The following is a 24,322-nucleotide window of genomic DNA, read 5'->3' as shown; positions in this document are numbered from 1 at the left end:
TGATATGAAAGCGTTAGTGAAAATTACCACGTTTATGATAGTGATCGGCAGCTTTGGGGTTAACGACCTGACAGCCCAGGTGAGAAAATCACCAGCAAAAGCCACCGTTCCGGCTCCTAAGAAAACAAATGCGCCAGGAAAAAAAAGCCTGGCGCCTATAAAGGCAGCACCACTCAAGTCGAAAATAGTTTCTGTAGCAAAAGCCACAAAAAATGAAATACTTATTCGTTGGGCTCCCGGCGATGAAGGCGCCTGGACGTTGGGTAACAAATATGGATATGCTTTAGAAAGATTCACTATAGCGCGTGACGGAAAGGTTCTGGACAGAATTCAGGTTAATGTTTCAAAAATGGTATTCAAACCACGCCCATTAGCTACCTGGGATACCATAGCCACTAAAGATGATTATGCAGCCATTCTGGCGCAGGCTATTTATGGGGATGATTTTGAGGTAACAACACCTGATACAAAAGGTGTTACCAAAATGATAAATAAAACCCAGCAGCTTACCCAGCGGTTTAACATGTCGATGTATGCAGCAGATCATAGTTTTGAAGCTGCAGAATACGCTGGTCTTGCCTTTCGCGATAAACAGGTTAAACTAAATGAGAAGTATTTCTATCGAATTTATTCTCTTATACCGGGCAGCCAGCGTATTACTGATACTTCCCTGTTGTATATAGGGCTGGCAGATTATGCGCCCTTGCCAAAGCCTTCTATGATCATTCCCGAGTTTGGCGACAAAACCGCTATTCTTAAATGGGACTTCGATGGGTTTAAGGAATATTATACTTCCTATATTATTGAGCGGTCGGCCGATGGTGGTAAAACATTCCAATCAATTTCTGATAAGCCGGTTACTAATCTAAACGAAACAGATCCAAAGAATGGTAACGGAAGTATGATGTATATAGATGGTTTGCCAGGTAATGATACGGTATATCAGTACAGGATAGCCGGTTTGTCGTTGTTTGGCGAAACAGGGCCATATTCTGATATTGCTCAGGGAAAGGGGAAGACAGAGTTGGCATTGACACCTCATATTTCCGGTGTTTCGCTTGATGAACAGGGCACGTTTCAGCTTGCCTGGGAGTTTGAAGATAGCCTGAACAACGCTGTGAAAGAATTTCAGATAAACCAGGCGCCCAGCATTGAAGGGCCGTATACCGTACAACAAACAGGTATTGCGGCGGGTTTAAGAGCAACAGAAGTGAAGAGTTTGTTTAGTTCCAACTATATAACTATTACGGTGGTGCCAAAAGAAGGCGAAAGCCGCACTTCACAACCCTATTTATTGCAGCCCGAAGATTCAATTGCGCCCGCAATACCAACTGGCTTTAAAGGCACTATTGACAGCAATGGAGTGGTGGTATTGAAATGGGACGCCAATACAGAAAAAGATCTGGCAGGTTATAAAATATTAAAAGCAAATGTAAAAGGGCATGAGTTTACTCCAGTACAGGATTCATTATGGAAAACAAATGAATACCGGGATACTGTAAATCTTAAAAACCTAAACCCTAAAGTGTACTACACTATCAGGGCTGTGGATACCAGGTATAATCAATCTGATTTTACTCGTACGTTGGAAGTTATAAAGCCAGATGTTATACCGCCATCAGCACCTGTATTGGCAGCCTATGATATAATGGAGAATGGTATTCGCCTGCAATGGGTGAACAGCAGCGATTCGGATGTGATTGTACACAAATTGTATCGCCGGTTGATCGCAGATACAGTAACTACCTGGATCCTATTACAGGAATTCAGGCAGGCCGCCACCACCGAGTGGACTGATAAAGACGGGCAGGAAGGCCGCCTGTACAGTTATACGATTATTGCAATGGACAGCTCAAAGCTGGAGTCAGAGCCGGCAAAACCATTAACCGTAAGAGTTCCTGAAAAGCGGGTGAAAGAGGTGGTTAAGAATATGGAAGTTGAGGTTGATCGTAAAGGCCGTACGGTGACCATTACCTGGGAGCAGCTTAAGACGGTAAAGAATATCCGCCGGTTTGAGTTGTTCAGGGGGGAGGCTAAAGAACCCATGAGCCTGTATAAACAAGTGGCTACTGCTGCCAGTAGTTTCATTGATACCGATTTGAGGGTAAATACTAAATATAAGTATGCCATTCGGGCGGTGTATACAAATGGCCAGTATTCCGATTTCGTAACCAAAAGTGTTATTTATTAAACAGTACGTATGCGAAAAGTTCTGCAAGCTATATTATTCTTATTGGTTACTGCACAATGGGCGCAGGGGCAGAGGATCAGGGTAGAACAGTATACTGTACTGATCGAAAGACATGTGTCCAAAACACAGAATCCTGCATATTACCTGAAATATGTATATCATCCGGATGATCCAAATACACCATGGGATGATGGTCCTCCTGATGCCTGGGCTTGTTTGAGATATCCAGGCGTTAGTGCTCCGCCTGAAGATCCCGCTATTGTAGCAGCGTGCCAAGACTATTGCGCAGTCCCGGATCTTGATCGTACAGGAGCTTCGCATAATGCTTTAATTAAATTGTCGTATAAACCAACGGGCAGCTCAAATGAAATTAACATAGGTTCGTCTGTTGAAATTCCTTATGAAACAATTAATGCGCTTCCATGGTATGAAAGCATTGACTATTATGATACACTTCATTTGGTGCAGGGGTTTAATATCGATTATTTTCAATCTCTAGTATTTGAAGAGACCTTTTATCTCTACGAATACTATAATATGTATCAATTAGAGCCCGGTTTCACTGTAAATAAATCCTGGTTAACCGGTAATCAAAACTATAGTAAGTTATATCCCCAGGGAGAGATGGGAGAATGGGTAAATTATTCTAATTCATATGATAATACGTATGTCGTTGAAACAAGAATACGGGTCGTTCCTGCCCAGGATGTTTCATTAAACTTGCCCAGTCACGACAAAATACGTATTGCCTGTACAACAGGTGAACGGGTGGGTTTATCTTTTCATTTTATTCCGGTTCAATGGCAATACCAGGATACAATTGACGCCAAAACAAATACCTGGCGTAATGTACCCAGTAATCTTAAATTGAATGATACTACGTTATTAGTTTCTGGTTACGACCTGTTTGGTGATAATTATGTAAGCCGCCTGAATTCAACTATTAACTTTAGAGCTACAGGCTTGTTAAGTTCAGTTTCTGAAATAGGTTCGTTTACCTTACGTCTCTCTTCACCACATATTACAGGTGTCACTAAAACCGATTTGAATTGTTATGAAAGGCATGAAGGAACTATAAAAATACAATTCGATCGTGCCCTGTTGCCCCAGGAAAAACTAAGTATACTATTATTAAATACCGATAAGCGACTTAACTACTCCGCTTTAAACCTTACTTCGCTGGCCAGTGATAACACATATACATGGCCGAATGAGTTAAGCAAGGGAAACTATTATGTTTCGTTGCTTGGGAAATATGCCAGTGGCATGTTATATGATCTGGATGTTAATACACGTGGGGCTGAAACAAAATATTTGGCCATGAACAGTGTGAATTTTCAGGACGGATTTGTTACACCTGAAACCGACGATTTTGAGTCATATACCGATTATACAGGTTATTCTATGGCCACTTACACCGGCTCTATATACCATACAGCGTTTCCGGAGCTTACACAGCCACGAAAGATCAATTTTGTTGCAGGGGTCCAAAACAATGTACTCTGTAAAGGCAGTGCTACAGGGGCTGTTATGATATATGCAACAGGTGGATTTAATCATAGAACCGGGACCGATATAACTAATTACGTTTATACATCAACATTTAAGTATAGCCTTAAGCGCGAAGGAGACACCGATTATTCACCATGGGTGGAATTTACAAACCACAATCTTACTTCTGGTTATATTGGTAATGTTAACGTAAATCTTACAACACAACTAGTAAATGGCTTAAAAGGTGGTAAATACACGCTAAGGGTACGTGATGAAGTTGATTGTTATGCGAAAGATATCGACGGTAATGAATTGACCTTTAGTTTTACCATCAAAGAACCCGAAAAAGGCATCACACTCGATCTGTATGAGGTTAGTCCAATTACAAGACACGATTTGGCAAATGCGCAGGTAAAAGTGCAGATAAGCGGCGGTACTCCATTTGTAACCACGCCCGAGGTTGCACGTAATCCATATATAGTGACCTTTACAAATAAGGCTACCAATGAAGAACTGCCTGTTACCAATACTATTTTAGAAGCTAACAAACGAATGCAATCTGTAACAGGCTTATTACCTGAAGGCGATTATATCCTACGCATTTATGATGCTTATTATGCCACAAATTCGGCTGATCCTGGCGGATGTAAATTCGAAATGGAAATACCCATTCGCAAACCTCAACCATTGTTGGTTACCATTAAAGAAAAGAAACCGGTAAGTTGTTACGACAGTACTGATGGTAAACTATTAGCAGATGCCACCGGAGGAATAAAGCTTGATAGTCCAAAGTATATGTTTAAATGGTACAAGGTTACCAACGAAGGAAATAGTGTACTCACTGATACTGATAGCCTGCTTGATAATGTAACAGCTGGTACGTACCTGGTTGAAGTAACAGATAAATATAATAACACAAAAGCATCTGAAACATTTGTGTTTGCCCAACCATCGCCATTGCTGCTTAATCCTACTGCTGTACCTACTAATTGCTATTCCGATAGTAATGGGGTACTGAAGGTGACGGTAACAGGTGGTACGCCTTTCGGCGATGGAAGTTATAAATACGAATGGAGCACCGGCGCCCGTACGCCAGTTGTAAATAAAGTACTTGGTGGCGACTATATAATAGTGGTAACAGATAGTAATTTCTGTATGGCACGTGGTAATGTAAGCGTAACCTCGCCTGTAAGAATATTGCCGAATGCGGTAGTTGCTCAGGTTACCTGTAAGGGTAAATGTGATGGACAGATTGCATTGAGTGCAACTGGTGGACAGGGTGTGTATACCTACGCATGGAGTACAGGCGCTACAACTGCAACTATCAGCAATCTATGCCCGGGAAAATACTGGTATAAGGTTACAGATATTGGTGGCTGCTCAGAAAGCGATACCATTGAAATAACCAACCCCGATGATCTAATAGTGAATATAGGACCTGATAGAAAGATCTGTATAGGTCAAACAATTAAGTTAGATGCTACCGCTGCCAGCACGCCGCCGTTAACCTACAATTGGCAAAGTGATAATGGCTTTACAGCAAATATAGCTAAGGTTGCCGTTACACAAGCTGGAACGTACCAGGTATCTGTTAGCAACACTCGGGGTTGCGTTGTGCAGGATGCTGTAGTGATCAGTGCACAGAACAGCATGATAAATACTGAATTTATTGTGAGTACCCAGGCATTCGTAAATGAGAGTGTAACACTGGTGAACTTAAGTCAGCCGCGTACTGATAGTGTTAAGTGGTTAATTCCGTCTGCGGGTAATGTAATACGGCCGGTGCTTGAAACAAATGATAAATGTGAATTGATCTTCTCCGATACAGGCAGGTATGCTATTACGATGCAGGCTTATTATGCCAGCGGTTGTGTAGACGATACTACCAAAAATGTGATTGTCTTAAATCGTAGTGGGGCCGTTACCAGTGGCAGTCAGTCCGATGCCTATTTAAAAGCAGCGGTGATTCGTCCAAATCCTAATAATGGAACGTTCAAGGTTGACCTGAACTTCAGTGAGATTACCAGGGCTCGTTTACGTTTAATAAACTCACTAACCAATGCAATTGTAGACGATAGGGTGATACTGGGACTAAAGGATTATAGCCTGGATTATAATGTAAATGCATTGAATTGGGGCGTATACATGCTGGTGATCGATTCTGCCAAGGGAAGTTTTGTGTATAAAGTAATTATTGCTCAGTGATGATGCAGAAATAAATGATGACCGGATTAGTAAAACAATTAATTAAAACCCGAGACCTTAACTGTTCATGAGACGAATACTCATAATAGCCGCCTTCTTATTATTGCCTGGGATATGCCTGGTGGCGCAACAGTATCCTGTTCAGGTTACACCGCAGCTGGTGCCGCCATATTCGCTACAGGTAAGCGATTACTATAGTGCAATTGGCAGTCCTAAACTGAATTTGTTATTGTTATTGCGTGACTTTAATAAGCCATCGTTACAGGTGCGGTTGCGCATGAGCATTACAAGCCAGAGCGTAGCTATTGTTACAAGGGAAGATGTTTCCTTTACAGCAATCGAAATATTATCGGGGCAGCCGAAGTATATTCAACCAGCCGATTTAACGGAATATTTTAATTCCAACAACCTTACGTTTAGCGGAATTACACAATCACAATACCAGCAAACGGGTAAGCTACCCGAAGGGTTTTATACTTTTTGTTTTGAAGTGGTTGATGTGGCTACCGGCCAAACGGTAAGTAATAAGGGCTGTACAATTGCGTGGTTAACGCTTAGTGAGCCACCATTGTTGAATTTGCCTCGTAAGTCAGAGGCATTGATCCCTGTTATTGAACCGGCGGCTCAGAACGTTTCATTTCAATGGACGCCACGTCATACAGCAAGCCCAACTGCATATACGATCGATTACAATTTCAAATTAGTTGAACTGCCGCTTGGGACTACAACGCCAGAGGCGGATTTTGCGAGTTATCCCGCTATTTATGAAGAAAGTACGGCTATAACTACAATATTGTACGATGGTATTGGCGCTAAACCAAGATTGAAACCGGGTTACACCTATGCCTGGCAGGTACAGGCCAAAGCGAAGAGCGGTACGCAGGATGTTGCTATGTTCCGTAATAATGGGTTTAGTGAAATATTTTGGTTTGTATATCAGAATAATTGTCCTGCTCCAACAAGTATTAATGCAACGGCCCAGGGGCAAAGGGTGAATATTACCTGGGCAGCCAATGCACAACACCTGGAATATAAAGTGGAATACCGGAAAATAAATACTGCAGGTGCTGAGTGGTTTGAGTTGGGTAACACCACCCCGAATGTATCAATAACAGATCTTGAACCATCGACAACATACGAGTATAGAGTTGGAGCAGCCTGTGAAATGGGAAAATACATTTTCTCTTCGTTGCAGCAGTTTTCTACTAATAGCGCAACTGCTACTACTGTTCCTCAGTGTGGCTTTGATCCTAATCCTGCTCCGACTACCGAGCCGCTTTTGCAGCAGTTGAACGTAGGTGACATTGTGAAGGCAGGTGACTTTGATGTGGTGGTTACGCAGGTAAGCGGAAGCAGTAGTTTCAACGGTCAGGGGTATGTAGTAGTGCCATGGCTGGCGAATATGAAATTGGGAGTAAGGTTTGAGAATATTGGGGTGGGTACTGATATGAAGTTGAAGGTGGGAGAGATTATGACGACGTATGATCCTACCGAGGCTGGAATTGTTGATGTGGATGAGGTCATTGCAAACATCCAAGGGCTGGCTGATCTGCTCAATGAATTAATAACAGTGAACATAACAGCTCAATCTTCATATATTAAAAAATTGACGGAGCAGGTAAACGAAATTATAAATGAAGAACTGCCATACAATTTGAAAAATGGGTTTGCTGCTGCCACCAAAACTATTGACAGTGCTAAAAATGCATATGATGCATTAGAGAGTACATTTAATTCATTACCTAACGGCCCTGAAAAAGACGCTGTAAAGGCAGATATGGATTTAGTAAAGAGCAATTTTGAAAATGCGCAAAAACAATTGTCCAGTTTAAATGCGAAAAGAGAAAAATTAGTAACAGACATTGTACAGGTGATTGTTACATCAGTGAGGGAATTGGAAAAAGATTATACGTACACAAGTACATCAAAACTGAAGTCAATTTCAGATAGCCTTAAAACAGAAATATACACTGAGCAGCAACTGGATTCTTTACCCAATACAACCTGGGAATACATACAGCTGGAATCGTTTGCCGACGATTTAAATTCTTACGATGAGGATTATGCTGAATTTAACAGAAAAGCCAACGCCTATCTGACAGAGAAGAAAGCGCTGACCAGCAAGAAATTATATGAAATGTTGTTTAACATTTTTGGAACTAATACTGCTGTTGAAGAAAATGCTAAAGATGATGAACTCTTTAACGGTAAACTACTGATACGGGCCCTGATGGAAAAGTTGGATAAAGGCGAGGAAACCGCTTCCCTGGTAAAATATTCAAAAAAATTCCTGATAGAAGCAATTAGCGAATCCGCTCAGTTATTAAATGATTAAATGAATCAAATATGAGGATAATATTAACGCTGTTATTTTGTTTGGGCGTATGTAATTATGCTATTTCGTCTGATAGCACAATTGTAAAGTATGGCAATACCCTTCATCGCGATATATTAGAACAAATAAATAACAAGGATGCAGGTAGTGGACGTATCATCCGTCTTTCCTATAACGAAAAGTATCGTGATGAAGTTAATGGGCGGGTTCTTGGTTTATTTAGAAGAGAGAGTGATGCAAAAACCTGGAACCAGGATAATATGGGGGTGGCCAAAACTTATTTGAATAAGTTTAAAGATAATAGTGATATAGATTTTTATGTAGTTCTCGCTTCTGTATATAAGTATTTCGATGTAAATGATAAGCCAGAGAATATATACGAGTATCAGGCTCTTAACACTCAAAAGAAATTAAGACAACAAGAGATTAAAGAACTAAAGTTAACCGATGATCTTGAAAGGGGCCGGGCAGGTGATTCAGCCGGATCGTCGAGGAAATTTAATGCGTTTGCAGATAAGGTGTCAAAAAAATATGGCGAATACTTTACTACTAATGCTACAAGCGGAAGAAAAGTTTTTGTACTCATTGTGATTTCATCATTCTATCCTAATGAAAAAGATGGGTCGGTAGGTAAGGTGCTGCATTCGTTTGGTGTTATGCACGATAGGTTTAATTACAATGGATATGAGTTTGAGGAATTTTCAGGAATGTTTTTGGGTACAAGAACAGACTTTAACCTGGGTGTTGTTAACAAAGAAGAAAAGTTGGGAGAGTACATCCGCCTGATGTATCAAATTAAAATGGGCGAGATTGTTCCTGAAAATGGTACTTATAAAAAGTTGGGTTACAGTATTCCTAAAAAAGAAATTTTACCCGGATCATATATCCAACAACTAAAAGATAAAGTTGGCAATCCCCATAATTACAAACCACATCCCCAACAGCCCAATGATATTAATCCTAATTTCTTTGATTATACAGGAGCCGTATCGCCAGAGGAAATAAGTAAAGCCTTAGAGGTATTTCAGCAAGTAAAAACAGACCGCGGATACATTTTGAAGGTATTTGTTACTGATTATGAAACGCCCTATAATATATTAAAGATAATAGATGATTATGTAAAGAGTCCGGGTGATAACGATATGATTATATGGCTGCATTTTAACAAATATGTGGACCCGGTATTTGATTTTTTTTATGGAAAAAATGTTCCTAATCAGGAGGAGTTGAACTGGCTGCAGCAATTTATGGTTCAACTTATGGGTGGGAGTGGGATACAGGTTAACCTGTTGACAATGATTTTGGATGGTCTTGCTCATTTAATAGGCGAGTTGAATATTCCCGCGCGTTATTATGATCCGGAAAGTAAAGACGAAAAAACACAAAAGGATAACTTTAATCCGGTACCAAGTGGATTATTCAACATAATAACCTTAAAGGTAGGAGTTCCTCCAATTCGTTTAGCATTACAAAGTATTCCAGGTTTGGATCCAATGGAAGATCCATATCAGCCTTACAAATGTGAATTTGCTTTTTACTGCGGAATCGCTAATGGGGTAGTAGATGTGCTTAAGGGTGTTCCCGAATTTTCGAGCTTCCTTATAAAATTATTGACTAACGAGAAAGGGAAGGTGAAAGGGGCGCGGACAGAATTTCTTGAAGGATGGAAAGCTATGAAGGATAATGGGATTTGGAAGTCTATCTGGCAAATGACTGTTAAAGCGCATACTGGTAATGCATGTAAAGTGTCTGCGCAAATAGGACATGATGTTATTGATGTAGTATCAGTGGCTATAGCATTTAGTAAAGCTGGAGTAGCAGCCAAAATAGCTACGTTTCTTGAAGTGATCGACCCTACAACTTATGCCATTAATTTCGCAACCAAAGCACTGTTAAAATTACCCAAGGTTGTTGTTGCTTCAGTTGACTACACGAAGGAATTTATCTTTAAGCTGAAAAATGGTTTCATTAAGTTGACTATCATAGACGGAAAGGAATTCATTCAGATTGCAAACGATGCCCTCCAACAGTGGCGAATCCCAAATTGGAATGATTACCCACCGTTAGCGATGGCAGGACCCGGTGGAACCAATTACAATGCAATATTAGATCCCGTAAACAATACTCCAGGAAATGGGGAGTATATTTCAATGATAATTGATGATGGAGCAGGTGGAGGACCTATGGCGGATGCAAATAATATTGTATGTGCTGTGACAAATGAAGGAAACCTTGCATTGCTTCAAAACGCCACTGAAACATTTCTGAAAAATGAGCTTGACAATCTTAAAGAAAGATTCCCTGCACTTATTGATCATTTGAATAATTTAAGAAGTACCCTTAATGAAAGTGATGAATTTTTTCAAGAATTTATAAAAGATTTCAAAAACAAGGATGACCTTTTGCGCCGTTTTCAAGCTGGACTCACAAACCCAGATGAATTACAAATTGATGCATGGGTGATATTATATAATGCAGGGCGGGGAAGACTTAGAAGTAATCCAGATATTCTTAAAAAACTTGGTGATTTATTGAAGGTTAATGAATTCGCTGGTCCCGGGCAGGCTTGGGGAAAGGCGGACTTTGAAAAATTATTTGTTAATCATGCAGAATTGGGCAGGTCTGGTACCATTAAAGATGAATTCGGTATAGCCGTCTCTAAGGCACGATCTACACTCAGTGCAGAAGCTCTTTTAGATGTGTTAATTCTCGCAAAGAAGGATCCCAAGCCTGGTATACAAGAGGTACTTAAAAGGCTGGCGGGTAATGATAAAAAATATTTAATTGGTTCAGAATGGCAACTCAGATATGCAAAAAGCATTTGGAATGATATAGAAAGGTTTGAAGTTAAACTTCCCCCGGAAGCAACCTCTGGTTATAGGATTGTTGATATCCTTTTAAAGAACGGAACAAGGGTAGAAGTAAAATCATGGGACGATTTTTTAACCTCATATGTGCCAAATTTTGTTGAGCAGTTTGCCAAAGACTTAAAAGATGGGGTTAATTTAGATAAAATTAAATGGGTATTTGATAGAAAAGGACAATTTGCTTTGGGTGATAAAATTGGAATTGGTTATTTACATAGTATGGTAATTTCTGCTTTGAGAGAGGAAAATAGTAAGAAATTATTTAAAGATATTCTCACTCCTGAAAAGTTAATTTCACGTTTTGGGACGGATAATATAGATGAAGCTATCGATATCCTTGAAAAGGAAGGGGAGTTTCTAAAAATGTTTAAATTAGCAGAATGAATTATATAGAAATATCTCAATTTAATAATGTTAGGTCTGAATATAAAGTCAGTGGAGATGACCTTTATTTCGTATCCATAGCCAATAATAAGCAATTGCAAAAACTGAATTTAAGTTCACTTGAAATAACTCCTGAATTACTGGAAGGTGTAGATGCTTTTCGAATTGTAGATGATTTGATACTTGCAGGACAGAATGATTGTAAAATCATGTCAGTATATGAATTCAAAAACTCGCGTGTGATTCAGAAAGTTGAGAACGTTCACGTCCTGCTTTCTGTTTTTATAGATAAGTGCAAGGTGTTATATCAAAATAATGTTGAAAAGGCGCTATATATTAAAGATACATGTTTAAGTTCTGATGTTTTTGTAATGCCTGGCAGGTTAGATTATTTTAGCACTTTATCTGAAGATATTTTGATTAGTTCATCGCCTGCTCCTTATCGCCGATCTATTATAGCTTACAACATAAATAGTCGTGCACTTGCATGGGAATTTAATTTACAGGAAATTGGAAAATATTACAGTACAATTGATAAGGAATGGGTTGTAGGTTATGCAATTAATGTTACTATCGCGAATGATAGAGTGTATGTATTAACTTACCCTAGATTAATATGTTTGGATATAAAGACCGGTAGCTTAATATGGCAGGTTGACGTAAAACCTGATACAATCTCAAAGTTTATATATTTAGAAGCCACGAAAGAAATTCTATTATTCGATTCTCATCAATTTCATTTTATAAATGCTATCTCCGGAGCTGTAGTAAGAAGCAGCATGTCAATTTACGAGATAGTTAAGGAAATGGGAATGACCACCTTCAATTCAACCAGTCCTGTTTTAGACGAGAAATACATTTATATCACATTGTGTTATTCTCATACAATGTTAATTTTTGACAAGTATACATTCGAAATGGTGCATGTTATAAATATGAATACCTGCAAAGATGCCATTTCCCCAAGCGATACACCCGTTATTTATGGCAATAAGGTATTACAAAGAAGTTCAGATGGCGTAATGCACGTTTACGCTGATATATAAAATGTTTAATAGAAAGTTATAACCCCCAACCCCTTGACCAAAACCCTAATAACCCTGGCCCTCCTCCTCACCGCCTGTCACCGCCCTATCACAAATGTGGAGGTCACAGCCGATTTCACCTACGAGGTACTGGATAATGATTATTCAGTACCCGTGCGTATTGCTTTCGATAATTCAAGCAAAAACGCGTATGGGTTTAAGTGGACTTTCGAAGGCGGTAACCCTGAAAGCTATGATAAAAAAGATCCGGGGTATGTAGAGTTTAGTAAACCGGGAGCGATAAAGATAAAGCTGGAGGTCTGGAACGATGAGCAGCGTAAGGAAAAAGAGATCATTATTGATCTGGATTCGGTTGTAGCTGCCGGGTTCGATATTCATCCGGTTGTTAACAACTACGGTCCTACGCAGTTTACAATTACCAATAAGTCTGTTGGGGTTAATACCTATAGCTGGTCATTTGAAAATGGAGTTCCGGCAACTTCTGGGGAAAGAAATCCTACGGTGCAGTTTAATACGCCGGGACAGTATGAAATAAAATTACAGGCAGCCAACAGCAGGGGCGAAAAGCAAACCATTTCTAAAAAGGTGTCGGTGCTGCCGGCACTTGAAAAGGCCGAATTTGATATCGTTCCTTCTTTCGATGATGAAGATTATGAAGCGCCGCTGCTTGCTACGCTGGAAAATCATACCACCAGCGCAACTTCTCATAAGTGGACTACAACCGGTGGTGCCATCAGTAACGCTGCTGATTCTATACCAACTGTATCGTTTACTAACCCCGGTACTTATACCATTACTTACGAAGCCAGCAATGGTAAGCAAACGAAAACTAATTCTCAAACCATAACAGTTAAACCCAATAGCAGGCTGCGCAGCTTTACCGATGTACACCTGGGTATCAATACGGCGCATGCCGCCATCGGTTCTTTTTTCAGCACCCAATTGCGGAAGGTTTTTAGGAAAGCCAATGTAACCGTTGCCAATGGGCCAGCCATTGATATTGTTTATTTCGGACTAAGCGAATCATTCAGCTATAACCAATTTATTTCACCTGGCGATGCACAGTCGTTTACATTTGGCGCCATTCCCGGCGCTACCAGAACCAGTTGGGTGAATTTACAGGAGAAATGCAGTTGCTCTTCAACTCTTTCTCCGGCCGCCTTTGACGCTATTACCAATGGTGCGGCATTGGACCCAATATCCTACACAGAAACCACTGCAGCCAACAATTCATTTAACAACAGCAATTTGCCGCGGGTTATTTTATTTCAAAATGCCAGTGGTAAAAAAGGCGCCATTAAAGTTAAACAAATGGTGCAGGCCGGTCAACAGAGCTATTTAGTTTGCGATATAAAAGTGCAAAAAGATTAGCACACACCCATATTATTAAACGTTATGAAAAAGCTAACTGCATATTGGTCCGGGATATCCTGGCGTGCAACGGCCTTGGGCCTTTGCTTTCTTTTGTTTACTTCCAGTATGCAGGCACAGCAGGTTGACCTTGAAAATGTGGGGAAAGACTTTAAGGGAAAGCTGAAAGAAAAGAAACCCATTAAAATAACAGGCGGTATAAGTGCCAATTCAATTTTCTATAAAGGAAATGCCGGCACCGGGCGCGACCCATTCAGCTATTTTATAAATGGTAATGTGAACGTGAATATCTATGGCATTAGTGTGCCTGCTTCGTTTACTTATACCAACCGTGGCTTTTCTTACAATTATACTTTACCAAGAACCCCTAACCGCCTTAGTTTACATCCCAAATACAAATGGGTAACAGCCCATCTTGGCGATGTGGCCACTACTTTTTCGCCTTATACATTAAACGGATTGTTATACACGGGCGGCGGTCTCGATCTTACACCCAAAGGAAAATGGAAATACAGTGTAATGGGGGGGCGGTTACAAAAGGCCGTAGAGTATCGCCCTGATAACGGGCAAACGCTGGCCACCTATAAACGATTCGGATATGGCGCCAAGGTTAATTATGATAACAATGGTTATAAATGGGGCTTTTCTATTTTTAAAGCAAAAGATGTGTTGGGTAGCCTTGAGTTTAAACCCGATAGCCTGCAAATATATCCACAACAAAATACCGCGGTAAGTATAGAAGAGTCTATGCCGCTTGTCAAAAACCTGGTTCTTACCAGCGAATACGCCATCAGTGCGCTTACCCGAGATATAAGAGCGCCAAAGTATGCCGATAGCAACAAGGTAGACTGGCTGGTAAAATTATTTAACGGTACCACAGCTACTAATATTTATAAAGCGTACAAAACCCAGCTCAATTATACAATAGGCAGTTCAATGGTAGGGGTGGGGTATGAACGCATCGATCCCGGTTACCAAACCTTAGGCGCCTATTATATGAACAACGACCTGGAAAATATAACGGCTAATTTTGCCCAGGCATTCTTTAAAGGCAAAATTAACCTGGCCGGCAACGTGGGGTTACAACGTGATGATCTGGATGGGAAAAAAACAGGTGGCAGCCGCCGTACTGTATCGGCAGTTAACCTTAATTGGAATGCGAGCCAGCGCTTTACTTCCAGTGTGTCCTATTCGAACTTTCAAACGTATACAAACGTAAAACCGCAGTTTCAGTATATAAACCAGCTTACTCCATTCGATAACCTCGATACCCTTAATTTCCGGCAACTGAGTCAGAATGGAAATGTAAATGTCAATTACGTGGTAAGCACCAATAAAGAAAGGCCACAAAATTTGAATGTCAATCTTAGCTTTCAGGACTCTTATGATATGCAGGGCGGAATAATAACCGAGGCAAGCGCATCACAGTTTTACAATTTTGCGGGATCTTATAATTTCAACAATATAAAAAAGGCCATGAGCATTACCGGGGCCATGAATGTTACGTATAACACCATCGGTAAAAATGAAATGATCACCCTGGGACCCACTGTTTCTGTAAGCAATCAGTTCTGGAATAAACAGATCAGAACAAACGGTTCCGTTTCATACAATACAACTCCGGCCAATGCTGTGAGTACAGGTCAACAGGTCATAAGCGTTCGGCTTACCGCCGGCTATGTATACAAAAAGAAGCATAATGTAAATATCAGTGCCGTAAGCATGAACCGTACAGCTGGTGGACAAAAAGCTATATACGATTATACGGGCACCATTGCATATAATTATAATTTCTAGCAGGAATATGAGGCGTGCGTACCTATGTATATGGTTGTTATTAATGCAAACAATAGCAGAAGCACAGGATTTTTCAAATAAAGGAAAAGATTTCTGGCTCTGCTTTCCTTCACATGTACCTAATGAAAAGGATGGCGTTTTCTATTATGCCAATATGAGCCTGTTCATTACTGCCGATAAAAATTCTTCAGGCACTGTTTCTATTCCCGGTATTTTTAATACTACGTTTACTGTTACCGCTGGGCAGGTTACTGAAGTGAATGTACCCTATAACCTGGCGCATATTACTTCGGCTGATGCCGCAAAGGTCATTCGAAAAGGTATACGGGTAAAGGTTGATGCAGGAAAGCCTCCTGTAGTTGTATATTCACATATCTATGCCGGCTATCGTAGCGCCGCTTCTCTTATATTGCCAGTGGCTGTACTGGGAAAGAAATATTACAGCATGAATGCACCGCAGGTAAGCATCAGTGGTTCAAAATCGCAATTTGTAATTGTAGCTGTAGATACCAACACTACTGTACTTATAACCCCGGTGCGGGACGGCGTTAAAGGAACGCCCATTACCATTCAATTGCCCTTGCCTGGCGATCTATATGAATTGCAGGATGGTCTCGATCTTAGCGGATCATTAATTGAATCTGTTTCGCCCAATAGCGAAACCTGTAAACCCATCGCCGTGTTCTCTGGCAGTTCGGCCATTCATATTATTACCAATAATCAATGTACGCCGGGCGACTCCTACGATCCGCTTTATCAACAACTGTATCCTGTTAATGCCTGGGGTAAGAGCTATGGCTTTATTCCATTTGAAGGGTATGTAGGTGGTAATCCTTACAGGGTAATAGCCTCGGAAGACAATACAAAAATTACGGTGAACGGTAACCTGGTTACTACGCTCAATGCTGGTCAATACTATCCGGCAAAACCATTGTTTGGCCAGGTTACAACGAACCCCGTTTTCATAAATGCCGATAAACCGGTAAGCGTGGCCCAGTATGCGCAAAGCTCAAGTTGTAGCGGCGCCAACATTCCTGTTGGCTCCGGTTATGGCGACCCCGATATGGTGTTATTGAACCCCATTGAACAACAGGTGAATGATATTACGGTGTTCTCATCCCAAAAAGAAAATATTTACAGCGATGCCAAATTCATAAATGTACTTATAAAGCAAAACGCAACAGCTTCCTTTACCATAAATAGCGTTGCGCCGGCAGCCGTATGGCAACCGGTATTGCCCGCCGGTTCTGGCTATGCCTGTGCTAAAATAAAACTGCCTGTTAACCTTAGTGCCTGTACGTTGAAGGCCGACAGCGCCTTCAATGCCATAGCCTATGGCTTTGGTAATTTTGAATCGTATGCTTATTCTGCCGGTACCAATGTAAAAGACCTGTATAGAACGCTTACGGTAGAAAATGAATTTGGCGCCGGCTCCATTCCCATAGGTTGTAATAACAGTGAGTTTTATATTTCTGTTACGTTCCCTTATCAACCGCAGGCGATCAGGTTTCTTTTCTATGGCCTGTTTGCCGATAAAACCATAAATAATCCGGTGCTAACCGAAACTTTTATGATGAACGGGCAGCTGGTATATCGCTACAGAATAAATGATGCATTTCTTGTAAACCAGGCCGGCAGTTACCCCGTTACCGTAATTGCAACAAACGCAAACAATACAGGCTGTAATAATGGACAAGATGAAATTGATTATGAGCTTACCATTCTTGAACGCCCGAAGGCTGAATTTACGGTTAACCACTCGGGCTGTATTACAGATGCTGTGCAGTTTACCGATGCATCGACAAGTAATGGCCCTATTACTAAATGGTATTGGGAGTTGGGCGATAATAATACCAGCGCACTTTCTTCGTTAACTCATACTTATGCTGTCAGTAATGACTATGTTATAAAACACCGGGTTATCAATGATATTGGTTGTGGCAGCGATACGGCTATCAAAACTATTGCCATTACCAATATACCGGTTGCTGATTTTCAAAGCCAGCTCCCATCTGTTTGTGCCGGTACTGCATTGCAGTTTAAAGATGCTACTACTTTTTCGGGCAATGGCTCAGTGGTTTCCTGGGCCTGGGACTTTGGCGATTTGCAGAACAATATCACCAATAGTGCAACCGATCAAATACATACTTACCAAAGAGAAGGTACATTTACCGCATCCTTATATGTGCAAACCAATTCCGGGTGTAAAAGTGCGGTAGTACAAAAACAAGTACAGGTGTATGCGGTGCCTCATGCAGCTTTTGAAGCCCCGGTATTTTGTTTGCCGGGCGGCACCGGGCAGTTCCTCAATACATCTACTATAAATAACAATGCAACGTTAAGCTCGCAATGGAATTTTGGTGATGGCTATTCTTCTAATATTGCAAGTCCGGTTTATCAATACAATAATGTAGGTCCTTATACGGTTACCCTTACTGTAACTTCACCCGACGGCTGTATTGATGATTCGGCTGTTGTAATAAATTCCATTTACCCTAAAGCGCCGTTGCAATACAATGCTTTGTCTGAAAATTGTTTGAACGATCCCACATCAATAGTGGTTACAACCCAATCGAATGCTTATACTTCGTTAAGTCATTTATATTGGAGCGAAAGCGTTGCGGGTGTTTTTAACGATACAGTACCCAATGTTGTGCTGAGCGAATGCCAGTTGCCGGTGGTTTTCAATACGCCGGGAAATAAAACAGTACGCGTGTTTGGCACTACTGCAACAGGTTGTAATACCGATACGGTAAATATACCAGTGTATATAAATCGATTACCTGTTGCCAATTTTCAACCATCCGCTCCTTTGTGCGCTGGTAAAAATATTTACTTTAATGATCTTTCTTCGGCTATTGATGGTACAATACAAAAATGGAGTTGGGATTTTGGGAATGGTATACTGTCTTCTGAACAACATCCGCAGCTTGCTTTTGGTACAGGTAACATTACAGCATCTTTAATAGTTGAAAGCAGCAAAGGATGTCGTTCAACAACTGCAGTTCAGGCGCTTCCCGTTGCACCCTTACCTGTGGCTGACTTTGACGCCCCGGTAACTTGTGTAGCAGATCCATATGTATTATTTACCAATAAAAGCGCGGGCGGATTGTTATATAAATGGCATTTTGGCGATGCTAATGCCACGCCGGCCAATCCTGATGTTAGCCTTTTGCAACAACCAACGCATAGTTATTCTATAGCGGGCAATTATAACGTTCGGCTACAGGTTACATCTATAGAAGGCTGTGAGGCAGATACAACTATGATTGTAAAGGTGAATGGGGCCAGCGTACAGGCTGCGTTTAGCAGTCAGGCATTTCCTGCCATTTGTAATGATAAGCCTGTTTTGTTGCAAGATGCTTCTTCTGTTGACGCAGGCAGCATTATTCGCCGGGAAATATATTGGAACTATGATAACGATCCTCTGCAAAAAACAACAGATAACAACCCGCAAGCTGCCAGTGGTTATCAATTTCAATACCCCGCAACTACTACAGATATTGCATATCACATTAAGTATGTAGTATATTCAGGCGCTGCCTGTTTACATCAGTTAGATAGCATGGTGATCATCAATAGAATGCCATCTATACAGTTTGACCCTTTAACAGGTGTGTGCGAAGATCACGCTGCTTTTTATGTAAATACGGCAAAAGAGACTTCAGGTATTAACGGCAATGGATGGTATGTTGGTAACGGTGTTTCTGTTGAAGGATTATTTACCCCTGCCCAGGCAGGCGCCGGTGTTCACCCCCTTTCCTATAGCTTTACTGCCAATAATGGCTGCAGTACTGTTGCCCAACAGCCCATTGAGGTATATGCTTTACCGATATTAGATGCGGGACCCGATAGAACAGTGAAAGCCGGAACGGCTATTCAGTTACCGGGCGTGGGAAAAGGGGAACAGTTACAATATCAATGGAGCCCGGCCTTGTTTATAGATGACGTGCATATTGCCCGGCCAATTGCTATTCCCGAAACCGATATTACCTATACACTCACCGCTACCAGCGGCAAAGGATGTATTGCTAAAGATGAAGTTACCATAAAAGTAATAGATAAAATTCCGGTGCCCAATGCCTTTACGCCTAATAACGATGGTAAAAACGATACCTGGAAAATCCCTTATCTCGAAATGTTTGAGAATTGTTCAGTACGGGTATATAACCGTTGGGGCGAATTAGTTTTTAATTCAAACGGATATTTCCAACCTTGGGACGGCACCCGTAATGGTCAACAATTGCCGGTAGGAACATATACCTACATAATTGATTGTAAAAATGGCGCGCAGCCGCTAAAAGGCGTTGTAATGTTGATACGTTAGTAAATTTTCCTTTAAAAAACAGTGCGATATTCGTTTGCACGTTGTTCCTGCAAACGAAAACGGTATGAAAATCGTTTGCACAATATAGCTGCAAACGAAAAACAGCGTGAGATCGTTTGCACAGTGTCCCTGCAAACGAAAAACGGCCTGAAATCGTTTGCACGGTGTCTCTGCAAACGAAAAACAGCCTGAAATCGTTTGCACGGTGTCTCTGCAAACGAAAAACGGTCTGAAATCGTTTGCACGGTATCGCTGCAAACGAAAAATGAGATGAATTCGTTTTATTTTTATCGAATTCTCAACCTATTCTATGGCTTTATTTAAATCGGGCGACCCGGAATACGACCAGTACTCCAGCTATACTACAGAACAACTAATTAAGATTGTTACAGATACAGACGGGTTTTATAATCAGGGGCCATCTGCTGAAACCGCACGTAAAATTTTGCTGGCGAGAGGGTTCGATTACCGCACCCAGGAACAAAAAAATGCGGAAAAGCAGGGAGGAGATTTTGTTCGGGAAACACAATGGGCGCAACAACAAACGCCGCGCGTAAAGCTAAACCGCCCCACTTCGGCCAGTACCGGGTTAAAGTGGTGGCAGTGGCTATGGATAATTTTAATAATTGTACGTGTAATCAGTTGCCTGGCCCGCAACAGACATTAAAAAGCTGACGTTCAACAGGCCCCCAGCCTGACAATTTTGCCGATTTTAAGGTCGTCGGGGCCAATGGCACTCTCTTTGGTGAGGTTCCTTCCATACTATTAAACTGCCAAAAAACGACAAATATGCAAAAAGGGACCATACAGGTACATACCGAGAACATTTTTCCGATCATTAAGAAATTCCTGTATAGCGATCACGATATTTTCCTGCGCGAGCTCATCAGCAATGCCGTAGACGCTTCACAAAAGCTGAAAACGCTTTCGTCAATTGGTGAGGCCAAAGGCGAATATGGCGATCTGCTTATTGAGGTAAAGCTCGATGAAGAAAAAAAGACCATCACCATTTCTGACCGTGGTATTGGCATGACTGCCGACGAGGTGGAGAAATACCTGAACCAGGTTGCATTTAGCGGCGCCGAAGAGTTTGTAAAGAAATACAAAGGTCAGAACGAGAATGCCATCATAGGTAAGTTTGGTTTAGGCTTTTACTCAGCCTTTATGGTGAGCGACAAAGTGGAGGTGTTCACTAAAAGTTTCAAAGAGGGGGTACCTGCTGTTCGCTGGGAGTGTGATGGTAGCCCTGAGTACACTTTAGAGGAAACTGAAAAAGGGGAACGTGGTACCGATATCGTATTACACATTAACGAAGATAGTGCCGAGTTTTTAGATGCTGAGCGCATTCGTGGCATCCTGAACAAGTTCTGCCGCTTCCTGCCTGTACCTATTTACTTCCGTCATAAAGACGAAGAAAAAGAGGCTGGGCCTATAAACAATACACAACCCGCCTGGAAAAAGAAGCCATCTGAGCTTACTGCTGAAGACTATCAAAGTTTTTATAAAGAACTGTACCCTTACAACGAACCGCCGCTGTTTTGGATACACCTGAATGTTGATTATCCGTTCAACCTTACCGGTATACTGTATTTCCCTAAAATAAAACAGAGCTACGAAATACAGAAAGATAAAATACAACTGTACAGCAACCAGGTGTTTGTTACTGAAGAAGTAAAAGATATTGTTCCTGAGTTCCTGATGTTGTTGCAAGGTGTTATTGATAGTCCGGATATTCCATTGAACGTTAGCCGTAGTTACCTGCAGGGCGACCCAAATGTGAAGAAGATCAATAATCACATTACCAAAAAGGTGGCCGACAAGCTCGAAGAGCTGTTCAATAAAGAAAGACAGGAGTTTGAAGGCAAATGGGATAGCCTGGGCTTGTTTGTGAAGTATGGAATGATGACCGATGACAAGTTCTTTGAAAGAGGTAACAAGTTCCATTTGTTTGAATTGGTGAGCACTGATGGTGGTGAAAAGAAATTCAATACGCTGGAAGAATATCGCATGGCTACCGAAACCCTGCAAAAGAACAAAGAGGGTAAACTGGTTATATTGTATACAACCGATATAGTTCAGCAGGATGCCTATATTAAAGCAGCCGAAGCAAAAGGTTTTGTTGTAACCAAACTCGATACCATTATCGATCCTTCGTTTGTTAATCAAATTGAAATGAAATGGCAGGATGTTCATTTCGTTCGTGTTGATTCTGATATTGCCGATAACCTTATTGACAAACAAGAAGACCAGGAAAGTGTGCTAAGCAAAGATGATGAAGCTACGCTTAAAGGATTGTTTGATATTAAAACACCCGGTCTTACCACAACGGTAGAAGTAAAAGGCTTAAGTGCCGATGCACCGCCTGTTGTAGCTACGCGTCCTGAGTTTATGCGTCGCATGAAAGATATGGCGGCTATGAGCGGCCCTATGGGTAGCTTTTATGCCAATATGCCCGATGAAGTAACGCTTACCGTAAATGGTAACCACCCCATTTATCAGCAGGTGTTAAAGAATGATAATAAAGATACCCAGGCTAAACTGGTGCATAACCTGGCCGATCTGGCTTTATTGTCGCAAGGATTACTGAAGGGAGGCAACCTGACCAACTTCATCAACCGCAGCGTTGATCTGTTGGGTACTGAGCAACCCACCAATGTAAAAGCCTAAGTTCAAAAAGCAATACAAACAAAGAGCCCCGACGATTACGCCGGGGCCTTTTTATTTTACCTACTAATCCAATTATCCTTTCGTTACAATTCCTTTCTATAATACTACATCTCCTTTCTATAAAAATCTTAACTGCCGGAACTGTATTTCATTATCACATTAGCCAATTATCACATTATCACATTGACTATTTCCAGCCGCCACCCAGTGATCTGTACAACTCAACCATTGCACTCAGCTGATCACGTTCTACGGTTACCTGGTTTAACTCTGCCTGTAACAGGTTGCCCTGGGCCGTGATAACTTCGAGGTAGTTGGCCATACCACTTTTGAAAAGTAATTCTGCATTGCCGATAGCGCTGCGCAGGGTATTTACTTTATCGGTAGTGAGTTGGTACTGGGTTTTCAGTTTTTCGAGGCTAACCAGTGCATTCGATACTTCGCCCATAGCTGTGATTGCCGATTGGCGGAAGGTGATGGCTGCCTGATCGCGTTGAAGTTTAGCTACTTCAAAATTTGTTTTTAAAGCCTTGCGTGCAAAAATGGGTTGGGTTAAACCTGCCGCGCCGGTTGCAAATAATGAAGCTGGTATGTTAAACCATTTGCTGAACTGGTAAGCATTGATACCGCCATTGGCAGTAATGCTTATGGTTGGGTACATACTTGCTTCGGCAATGCCTACCCGTGCATTGGCAGCTACCAGCGCCATTTCATTGGTACGCACATCGGGACGGCGGCTTATCATAGCTGCGGGTACACCGGTTGGTAAACTTTCCCAAACTTTATAATTGCTCAGTTGTGTACTGCGGGCAATAGTGCCAGGTTGATCACCACTTAAAATACGAATGGTGTTTTCCTGAATAGTTATTTGTTGTTCTATCTGTGGTACCAGTATAGCCGCTGTTTGTTGTTGTGCGGTTGCCTGTTGTACGGCCAGTTCGGTCACCTCGCCGGCTGTTTTTTGCAATTTGATGATCTGCACAATTGAATCGCCCAGGTTCAAATTACGTCGGGCAATGGCCAGTTGAGCATCGAGCATCAGCAGGTTGTAATAGCTGCTGGCGATGTTGGCCACCACGGCTGTTTGTACTGCCCGGCTGGCTTCATATGCCTGCAGATAACTGGCGCTGGCTACTTCACGCTGGCGGCGCAGTTTCCCCCAGATATCAATTTCCCAGTTCAATCCGGCGCCTAATGAATAGTCTTCGATATGGCTTTTGCCCAAAAAGTTCTTCAGGCTTAAACCATTCAAACTGTTCTCTGAAGGGAATGAGGAAGAAACGTTGAGCTGTGCCTGTATGGTTGGCGCCCAGTTCACCTTTGCCTGGTTGGCGTAGGCGCGGGCTTCATCAACCCGTTTTGCTGCCAGCTGTACATCAAAGCTGTTTTGCAATGCATGTTCTATAAGTGATTGCAGGGTAGCATCGGAAAAGAATTTTTTCCATTCCATATCTGCCACGCTGCTATCAGACGGTGCTGTGGTATTGGCAAACTGAGCCGGTAAAGCCAGGTCGGAACGCTGGTAATCTTTACCCATGCGACAGGCTGCCAACAGCGCCATTAATGCCAGGGTGGAATAAATAGTGATATTACTTTTTCGCATTATCTCCTTATTTAGGTTATTAAGTGTGCCGATTG

The 24,322-nt window shown here is 41.5% G+C and carries 11 protein-coding genes; 10 read left to right on the top strand and 1 reads right to left on the bottom strand.

Features of this window, described 5'->3' with window-relative positions; all coding sequences use genetic code 11:
* Window positions 1-4 precede the first annotated feature (4 nt).
* From GGD38_RS36025 to htpG, 10 genes are all read left to right on the top strand, one after another.
* Window positions 5-2,191: a hypothetical protein gene (locus tag GGD38_RS36025; protein ID WP_375303678.1), complete on the top strand. Its 2,187-nt coding sequence runs from the start codon at window positions 5-7 to the stop codon at window positions 2,189-2,191.
* A gap of 9 nt (window positions 2,192-2,200) precedes the next feature.
* Window positions 2,201-5,890: a hypothetical protein gene (locus GGD38_RS36020; protein ID WP_375303677.1), complete on the top strand. Its 3,690-nt coding sequence runs from the start codon at window positions 2,201-2,203 to the stop codon at window positions 5,888-5,890.
* Window positions 5,891-5,957: 67 nt separating this feature from the next.
* A complete protein-coding gene (locus GGD38_RS36015) occupies window positions 5,958-8,225 on the top strand; it encodes a fibronectin type III domain-containing protein (RefSeq protein ID WP_375303676.1) in 2,268 nt (755 codons plus the stop codon).
* Window positions 8,226-8,236: 11 nt separating this feature from the next.
* Window positions 8,237-11,476: a hypothetical protein gene (locus GGD38_RS36010; protein WP_375303675.1), complete on the top strand. Its 3,240-nt coding sequence runs from the start codon at window positions 8,237-8,239 to the stop codon at window positions 11,474-11,476.
* Window positions 11,473-12,522, top strand: a complete 1,050-nt coding sequence (locus GGD38_RS36005; RefSeq protein ID WP_375303674.1) for a PQQ-binding-like beta-propeller repeat protein — start codon at window positions 11,473-11,475, stop codon at window positions 12,520-12,522. Before GGD38_RS36010 ends, GGD38_RS36005 begins: the two co-directional genes overlap by 4 nt.
* A 33-nt stretch (window positions 12,523-12,555) precedes the next feature.
* On the top strand, window positions 12,556-13,893 hold the full coding sequence (locus GGD38_RS36000; RefSeq protein ID WP_375303673.1) for a PKD domain-containing protein: 1,338 nt from the start codon (window positions 12,556-12,558) through the stop codon (window positions 13,891-13,893).
* 108 nt (window positions 13,894-14,001) lie between these two features.
* Entirely contained in the window at window positions 14,002-15,690 is a 1,689-nt protein-coding gene (locus GGD38_RS35995; protein ID WP_375303672.1) for a hypothetical protein, read from the top strand.
* A gap of 43 nt (window positions 15,691-15,733) precedes the next feature.
* Window positions 15,734-20,017 (top strand): PKD domain-containing protein, encoded by a 4,284-nt coding sequence (locus tag GGD38_RS35990; protein ID WP_375303671.1) that lies wholly within the window; start codon window positions 15,734-15,736, stop codon window positions 20,015-20,017.
* Between the two features lie 310 nt (window positions 20,018-20,327).
* Window positions 20,328-20,684, top strand: coding sequence for a hypothetical protein (locus tag GGD38_RS35985; RefSeq protein ID WP_375303670.1), 357 nt, complete (start codon window positions 20,328-20,330; stop codon window positions 20,682-20,684).
* A gap of 122 nt (window positions 20,685-20,806) precedes the next feature.
* Window positions 20,807-22,684 (top strand): molecular chaperone HtpG, encoded by a 1,878-nt coding sequence (htpG, locus tag GGD38_RS35980; RefSeq protein WP_375303669.1) that lies wholly within the window; start codon window positions 20,807-20,809, stop codon window positions 22,682-22,684.
* A 187-nt stretch (window positions 22,685-22,871) separates the two neighbouring features.
* On the opposite strand, the gene GGD38_RS35975 is transcribed toward htpG, so the two are convergent.
* On the bottom strand, window positions 22,872-24,287 hold the full coding sequence (locus tag GGD38_RS35975; RefSeq protein WP_375303668.1) for an efflux transporter outer membrane subunit: 1,416 nt from the start codon (window positions 24,285-24,287) through the stop codon (window positions 22,872-22,874).
* Window positions 24,288-24,322: the final 35 nt, after the last annotated feature.

Source organism: Niastella sp. OAS944 (genome assembly GCA_024809215.1).
Taxonomy (GTDB): domain Bacteria; phylum Bacteroidota; class Bacteroidia; order Chitinophagales; family Chitinophagaceae; genus Niastella.
This window is presented reverse-complemented; position numbering and strand designations above follow the sequence as displayed.